This window comes from Stenotrophomonas sp. 05L414_2 (assembly GCF_056397905.1).
Genome location: NZ_JBFTOJ010000169.1, coordinates 1 through 8,547, shown reverse-complemented (window position 1 = coordinate 8,547; position 8,547 = coordinate 1). Strand labels below are relative to the sequence as shown.

The following is an 8,547-nucleotide window of genomic DNA, read 5'->3' as shown; positions in this document are numbered from 1 at the left end:
CAGCTACGCTCTGCAGAAGGGCGCATTCCGCGTCGAAGTTGGCGCCGAAAGCGCCGTCGGCAGCCGCCAGCCAGTGGCGACCGGCACTGGCTCCTGGCGCGTCAGTGGACACCAGGCGCAGAGCCTGGGCGGTGGTGTCTCACCGCTGCTCACCGATCTGGTGCTGACGCCGGCGGAGGTGGTGCGYYGCCATGCCAGCTACAACGAGACCGCCTACAGCGCGTTCGTGCAGGGCGTGGCCGAGCGGCGTGGCGAAGCGCTGCGCTGGCGGCCGACCGACGCCGGCAACCTCAACCTGGTGTTGGGCGACGGCGCAGGACGTTCGGCCGTGCCAGCCGCGATCTTCCAGGGCCTGTCCCATTTCAACGCCGGCAGCAATGACGGGCGCGGCGGCACGCTTTCGGTCAACCTGCGCACCTCCGATGGCGCGGTGCTGGAGATTGCCACCGAAGGCGACAGCGCCGGCAGCGGCAGCGGTGCAACCATCTTCGACTCCGCGCTCAATGCGTTCCGCCCGGAAACGATGCTGATTGGCGGCGTGCTGCGACGTGACGCGACGACCTATTCGCTGGAAGGCAGCGCGCGGCACATCGTGGTGCGCAACGGCGTCACCCTGACGGCGCAGGAAGTGCTGCTGTCGGCCGCCTTCGGAGGCAAGGGGATCCTGATCGAGCAGGGCGCTGCGATCGACACCTTGACCGGGGCCGATCCGTCGCGAGTTGCGCAGCCCACGGCGCCCTACCTGGTGTCGGGCGGCCTGCTTGCCGTGTCCAACCAGCGCTTGACGGCGCTCAGTGCGCAGGGCGGCAGTGCCGCCGGTCCGGTGGCGATCGACATCGGCGGATGCGTGGTGGACTGCGATGGCCAGACCCGGTTGCTGTCGGCAGGCAGCATCAATGTGGTCACCGACGGTGCCTTGAACATTGGTGATTCGGTGAGCTACGGCACGCGCCAGCTCGGCCTGGGCATGTCGGCGCTCAATCTCGGCAGCGCCGAGGCCATTGCGGCGGCAGCGGCGGCCGGCGCCCTGCCGGCGGGCATGACCATGAACCAGGAGGTGTTGCAGCGATTGCTGCGGGGAAACACCGCCACCGGTGCGCCGGCGCTGGAGGCCCTCAGCCTGACCGCGCGCGATGCCATCAATGTCTTCGGCAGCGTGGACCTGGACACCCGTGAGGGCGCAACCGGACGCAGCAGCCTGCGCAGCCTGGTGCTGGGCGCACCGGCCATTCACGGTTACGGCACCGCTACCGATCGCGCACGCATCTTCGCCGATACGCTGGTCTGGGACGGTACGCTGGCCGGCACCACGTTGCCCGGCGGTGAGCAGACCCAGCCGGCCGGCGAGGCGATGGTGGGCCGGCTTGGCCAAGGGCAGCTGGAAATCAATGCAAGGGCGCTGGAGCTGGGGCGTGCGCCCTTTACCCGGCCCAGTTCGTCGGTGGCCGCGGATCGCCAGGTGCTCGGTTTCGCCGGCGTTACGCTGGCAGCGTCTGATCGCATGCTGTTCTCGGGCAAGGGCAGCCTGGAGGTCTTCCAGCGGCAGGGCGATTACGTGGCAGGCAGCGGTTGGCAGTTCAGCGGCGGCGCGCTGGATATCGTCACCCCCTTGCTGACCGGTAACGCGGGTGCGCAGCTGGCAATCCGCAACGGCGGCACGGTGCAGTTGCACGGCGCTGCGGCAACCGCGGGCAGCGATGCATTGGGTGCGGAGCTGTCGATAGCGGCAGAGCGCGTTGTGATCGACAGCCGGGTGGCGCTGGCGTCCGGCAGGTTTGAAGCCAATGCACGCCAGGGCGTGGCGCTCGGCAGCAATGCGGTGCTGGACATGGCCGGGCGCAAGGTCAGCCTGTTCGACGTGGACAAGTACAGCTGGGGCGGCGACGTGGCACTGTCGAGTCGCGAAGGTGACATCGTTGCCGACGCGGCGTCGCGCATCGATCTTTCCGCCCGCAACAACCGCGGCGGCCGCTTGACGGTCGCTGCGCTGGGCGCGCAGGGCGGCCGTGTGGATCTGGCAGGTACGTTGCTTGGCGGAGCCAGCGGCCGCTACGACGCCGGTGGCACTGAAGTGCCCTACGACGGCGGCGAGCTGGTAGTGCGTGCACGCCAGTTGCAGGACTTCTCCGGCCTGAACACCCGGCTTACCGCCGGTGGCATTACCGGTGGCCGGACGTTCCAGTTGAGCGCAGGCGACCTGGTGATCGGCGATGAAGTGAAGGCACGCAACGTTGATATCAGCGTCGATGGTGGCAGTCTGCTCGTCAATGGCCGCATTGATGCCAGTGGCGAACAGGTCGGCAGCATCCGCCTGTCCGCCCGCGATGTGCTGCGTATCGACGGAACATTGGACGCGCATGGCAGCGCCTTGCGCGTCGATAGTTACGGCAAGATCATCGACAGCCCGAACCGGGCCATGATCGAACTGACCTCGGCCAATGGCGGCCTGCAGCTGGGTGCGGCCTCCTCGATGGACCTGCGCAGCGGCACCTCGGTGGCCACGGGTGGCGGCCCGGGCCAGAACGACGGCCGCGCGCGCGGCAGCGTCAAGCTCAACGTGCCACGCGTGGGCACCAACGATGCAGCGATCGAGGTGGCCAGCGGCATCCGCATTGCCGGTGCCGGCGATCTCCAGGTCAACGCCTTCCGCAGCTATGATTCGGCGCCGCTGGCCAGCGCTCCGGACGTGCACGGCCATCGTCCGCAGGTGATCAACCAGCAATGGCTGGATACGGTGGTGGACCCGGACAACAGCCAGTGGATGAACGCCGCGCTGGTCAATACGGGATTGCAGCAGCGCATTGCCGCCTTGGGCAGCTACCGCCTGCGCCCCGGCGTGCAGATCGTGGCGCGGACCAGCAGTGACAACCCGCGTGGCGATCTGGTCGTGGCCGGCGATATCGATCTGTCCGGCTATCGCTACGGACCGCAGTCGAACCGGCTCGATCCTGCGCGCCGCGGCTTCGGTGAATCGGCCGCGCTGGTGCTGCGTGCCGAGGGCGATATCAATGTCTATGGCAGCATCAACGACGGCTTCGCGCCGCCGCCCGCCAATCCCGATGAGGACGGCTGGGTGTTGCTGGAAGGGCGCAGTAGCGGTACGCCCAACACCGCGTTCGGCGGCGACCTGATCGTGCCCGGCGAAGGTGTCCAGCTGCAGCGCGGCACCGAGTTCCGTGCTGGCGCCACGCTGAACTATGCACTGCCATTCGAGGCCGTAACCTTGCCGGCGGGAACCGTGCTGCCGGCGGAGATGGTGTTGTCCGGGCCGCTGCTGCTGCCCGCCGGTACCGTTCTGGGCGCGGCCGTGACGACAGGCAGCGGACAGGTGATGGCGGCCGGTACCGTGCTGGCACAGGCGCTGGCTTTGCAGTCCGGTGCCCGCCTGGGCGCTGGCTTCCGCCTGCGCACGCCGGCGCCGGTGGCCGCACAGGTGTGGCCGGCCGGTGTCGCCCTGCCCATGGCAATGAAGCTTTCCGGCGCACTGGACCTGCATGCCGGTGCGATCATCCCGTCGATGACCAAGGTGGAGCTGGCCGGCGATGCGCCGGTGAAGCTGCGAACGGCCGATGCCAGCGGGCGCCAGGGGCGCAACTGGGCGCTGGCGGCGATGCTGCCCGACGGCACCACGTCGTGGGATCTGACCGCAGTGGCCGGTGCCGATACGACCGCCGCCRATCCGCGTACTCGCCGCTGGGGAAGTGACGGCAGCATCGTGCTGGCCGACAGCCACTACAGCACCATCGGGACAGTAACCACGACGACAGAATGGAAGGGTGATCGCATCGTCAATCTGGAGGGTTCTCTGTACTGGTGGGGCGATGAGAGTCTGGCCGGAAAGTCACCTGCCGAGGTGGCCGAGATCATCGGGACCACCGAGGCGGAGATCTGTGGTGCAGGCTCCTTCTGCGGCCCCGCGCCGCGCCTGGTGGACAAGGAAGGCTCGCTGGCATGGTGGGGCGATGAATCCTGGGTCGGCCGCCCGGCGACGGAACTGGGTGCCGAGATGGGCATGTCGGAGGAAGAGATCTGCGCGGCAATGGGCTACTGCTACGGCGGCGGTACGCTTACCGAAGTCACCACCTACGGCAAGCGCCTGGGCTCGCCGGCTTGGAGCGTGCTGCGTACCGGCAAGGGTGATCTGGCACTGCTGGCCGCGCAGGACGTGCGCATGAAGTCCGGCTTCGGCGTGTACACCGCTGGTGCGCCGACGCTACTGGGCGATGGCCGCGACCCCCAGTTCAATCCGGTGCGTACGGCTGCGCCCTGGCACACCTCGCTGCTGGGCAGGAACCAGGTCTCGGGCAACTATGATGCGGCGCTGGCCAGTTACCGTGCGTGGTATCCCGACCATGGCGGCGATGTCAGGGTTGAAGCTGGACGCGACATCATCGGCGAGGCCTGGACCGCCCGGTCCGAATCCGGTACGGCGCAGCGCGACCAGGCCGGGCATTCAAGCGCAGCCGTGGGCGGCTGGTTGTGGCGGCAGGGTACGGGCACCACCGAAGGCGTCCAGGCAACACCCACGAGCTGGTGGATCAACTTCGGCACGTACAGCACCGTGGGCGCCGAAGCGGACGCAGCTCCCCGCATGGTCGGGTTCACCGGCTTCGGCACGTTGGGAGGCGGCAATCTTTCACTGGAAGCGGGCCGCCACGCGGGCGTGCTCGACCCGATGGGCAATGCCCTGGGTCTGTTGACCGCGCCTCATTCCAGCGCGATTGTTGCTGCGGTCGGGTCGACCGGGCGCGTCAGCAACGGTGAGCTGCATCTGACCGGTGGCGGCGACCTGACCCTGCGCAGTGGCGGTGCGTTGAATCCTGGCCTGCGCGCCAGCGCGCAGCAGCCGGAGAGTTTCCTGCAGGATCTGGATCTCAATGGCGCGGTGACCAACCTGCGCGGCAGCACCCTGCTGCAGGCGGCACGCATCGGTGGCCTCAGCGCGATACAGAGCAGCTACGGAACGCTGGGCCTGATGGATCCGTTCGTGGCGGGCGCCCCGGTGGCGATGGCGGGGCCCCTGCTCATTCTGGGTGATTCCACGGCCCGGCTGCAGGCCCGTGGTGACATTGTTCTCGGTGGCGCCGCAGATGCAGGGCGTGTACCGACGGCCAACTACAACGACGTGGTTCTGGGCGATGGCCAGCATGCAGCTGGCACGACGTGGTTCTCGCTCTGGACCCGAGGCACGGCACTGGACCTGTTCTCGGCAGGCGGAAATCTCGCACCCAGCCTGGCCGGAAGTCTGCATGCAACCGGTAGCAACATGTTCGCTGAAGGCATCGCGCTGCGCGAGCAATCCGTTCCCGCCAGCATCAATTACTGGCTGTATCCGTCCAGGTTCAGCGCGGTGGCAGCGAGTGGTGACATCATCAGCGCCTCGCTTCGAGGTCTCGGACCAGGGGCGACTACGGGCGATGTGATCCTGCTCGCGCCTTCGGCCAGCGGCCAGCTCGATGTTCTGGCCGGAGGCTCGATCTATGCCGCGATCAACGCCACCGGCATTGCACGTTCCGGTAGCGACGCCCGCCTGCCTGGCCCGTTTGATCCTGCATTCATGGCCCAGCGGGGCGTCAGCCTGACCCGGGTCGGCCACAATCTCTCCGACGATGGGGTGCAGGGAGCGGATCCGTCGGCGATCCTGCCCTTGTTCGCGTTCGGCCCCAGTACTCCGACCACGGGTGCGCTGACGTCCCGGCCCACGTCGCCCAGCCGCTTCTATGCCGTTGCCGGTGACATCATCGGGTTGGGCAGCGGCGGGCGCAGGCAATTGAGGCGGAACATCGGCGAGGAGAGCAGGACACTGTTCGACTGGTACGAAGCGGGCTCGGCCGTACAGCTGCGCGCCGGTCGCGACGTGATCAATGCGAACGTCACAGCGCTCAACACCAGCGGTACCGATATCAGCGGGATCGAGGCGGGCCGGGACATCATCCGCAGCAACCTGACGGTGGCCGGCCCCGGCAACGTTGAAGTGAGTGCGGGCCGGCAGCTGCGCCAGGAAGAGGCCGGAAGCATCGTGAGCCTGGGTGGCGTCGTCCAGGGCGATGCCCGTCCCGGTGCCAGCATCGCAGTGACTGCCGGCAATCAGGGCATTGACTTCGATGCACTGCGCACGCGCTACCTGGATCCGGCCAACCTGGCCGATCCGGCGCAGTCGCTGGCATCGCAGCCCGGCAAGGCCGTGAAGATCTATGACAAGGAACTGAAGCAGTGGCTGCAGCAGCGCTTCGGTCTGGCTGCCGATGGCGCCGGGGCGCTGGCCGTGTTCGACGCATTGCCGAAGGAGCAGCAGCGCATCTTCCTGCGCCAGGTCTACTACGCTGAACTGCGCGAAGGTGGTCGTGAGTACACCAATGCAGAAGGGCCGCGTTTCGGTTCCTATCTGCGCGGGCGCGAAGCGATCGCCACGCTGATGCCGGACAAGGATGCCAATGGCGCAACGATCAACCGTACTGGCGATATCGTGATGTATGGCGGCTCCGGTGTGCGCACCGAAGCGGGTGGCAACATCGAGCTGATGGCGCCAGGCGGGCAGATCGTGGTGGGCGTGCAGGGCGTGGTGCCTCCGGCCAGCGCGGGCCTGGTCACCCAGGGCCAGGGCGACATCCGTCTGTTCAGCCAGGACAGCGTGCTGCTGGGCCTGTCGCGGGTGATGACCACCTTTGGTGGTGACATCCTGGCGTGGTCCGAGCAGGGCGACATCAACGCCGGCCGTGGCTCGCAGACCACGCTGCTGTACACCCCGCCGCGTCGGGTCTACGACACCTGGGGCAACGTGATCCTGTCGCCGCAGGCACCGGCCAGCGGCGCCGGCATCGCAACGTTGAACCCGATCGCCGAAGTGGCACCTGGCGATGTCGACCTGATCGCGCCGCTGGGCACCATCGATGCCGGCGAGGCGGGTATCCGCGTGTCGGGCAACATCAACCTGGCGGCACTGCAGGTGCTCAACGCCGCCAATATCCAGGTGCAGGGCGACAGCAAGGGCCTGCCGGTACTGGCCTCGGTGAACGTCAACGCGCTGGCGTCGGCAAGCGCTGCGGCCAACAGCGCCAGCCAGGCCGCACAGGACGTGATGCGCAAGAGCCAGGACGATGCGCGCCGCAACCAGCCGTCGGTGATCAGCGTGCAGATCCTGGGCTTCGGCAGTGCCAGCAGCAGCATCGATCCGCCAACACGCGGAAACACGGCCGCCGCCACGGGCTACGACGTCAACAGCGCCTTCCAGTTCCCGCAGGCCCGGGCAGACGCGGGCAAGCAGCAGGTGCAGTAGATCCAGGCATGCGTGGATGGAGGAACGGTGCGGGCCAAGGACCGCACCCATCACGCGCAGAACAGAGGATCGGGCCAGCTGCCAGGGAACGGTGGCGGCCCCAGCCAGGACGGCACCGAGGGCAGGGAGCAGCCATCAGCGGTGAGGACCACCGACACGGCGCCGCCGGGCGCGGGACAGCGCCCGGCGGCAGGAGGGCGGTAGATCCACGCCATGCGTGGACGCCTCTCAGTAGATCCACGCCCCGCGTGGATGTCGTCCAGTAGATCCACGCCATGCGTGGATGCCTCTCAGTAGATCCACGCCATGCGTGGATGGCTGGGTCAGCTTTCAGTGCCGACCAACGGTCGGCACCCACCAGAGCAGGCCTGGCAGCAAAGCAGGCCTGGCAGTAGATCCACGCCATGCGTGGATGCAGTCCAGTAGATCCACGCCATGCGTGGATGGCTGGGGCAGCTTCAGTGCCGACCAACGGTCGGCACCCACCAGAACAGGCTTGGCAGCAGATGCCGGCCTGGCAGTAGATCCACGCCATGCGTGGATGCGCCTCAGAGCGCCAACACCCGCCGATAACTCAACGGCCCGCGCCCATCAAGCAACCCCAACCGCAACTCCAGGCCGGTCGCCGGCAAAACCTCCCCCTGGCTCGGCAGCATCGCCCAACCCACCCCTGGCTGCCACGCCCGCACCTCGAAGCGCTGCACATCACGTGCCACCAGCAACCCGCGCGTTGGCTCGGGCACAGGCAGCGGATAATGATCGGAAGGCGCACCGCTGGCACGCCACAACGTGCTGCCTTGCCGCCACCAGCGAACGCGCTGCCACTGCAGCCCATCACTACCGACGCTGCGGGTGATCTCCAGCGTGAAGCCACCATCGGGGTGGCGCTCACTGGTCAACGACGGCGGCAACAGCCGCGCAGGCTGATCGGCCGGGCGCACCGCGCCGTTCATCAGCGCAYCGTCAGCGCGCATCTCGATATCGCGCTGGAACTGCTGCAGCACCCGCATCGCCGTGCTGGTCTCGGCATCGGCCTGGCGCAGGCGCTGGTCCGTATTGGCCACGCTGTCCAGGGCGCGCCAGCAGATCACCGCCAGCACGCCCATGATGGTGATGGCGATCATCACCTCGATCAGGGTGAAACCGCCCGCCGCGCGTTTCATGGCGCCGCCGTCCACGGCAACTGCAGGCGCGTCAGCGATTGTTTCGGTGCATCTTCGGCCACCACGCTCAACTCCAGCTGCGGTTGTCCGTCGGCGCCATTGCCCCGC

General features: G+C 67.8%; 2 protein-coding genes and 1 pseudogene. 1 reads left to right on the top strand and 2 read right to left on the bottom strand.

Features of this window, described 5'->3' with window-relative positions:
• The coding region (locus AC1DJN_RS18335) for a filamentous haemagglutinin family protein (protein ID WP_478039691.1) at window positions 1-7,276 on the top strand (7,276 nt) is incomplete at its 5' end.
• A 548-nt stretch (window positions 7,277-7,824) separates the two neighbouring features.
• Here AC1DJN_RS18335 and AC1DJN_RS18330 read toward each other — a convergent pair.
• Together AC1DJN_RS18330 and AC1DJN_RS18325 are read right to left on the bottom strand one after the other, a co-directional pair.
• The gene (locus AC1DJN_RS18330; protein ID WP_478039689.1) at window positions 7,825-8,439 is read right to left on the bottom strand and encodes a prepilin-type N-terminal cleavage/methylation domain-containing protein; all 615 of its coding nucleotides are present in this window, start codon (window positions 8,437-8,439) and stop codon (window positions 7,825-7,827) included.
• A pseudogene (locus tag AC1DJN_RS18325) lies at window positions 8,436-8,547 on the bottom strand (type II secretion system minor pseudopilin GspI); the annotation flags it as partial. The gene AC1DJN_RS18330 and the pseudogene AC1DJN_RS18325, both read right to left, overlap by 4 nt.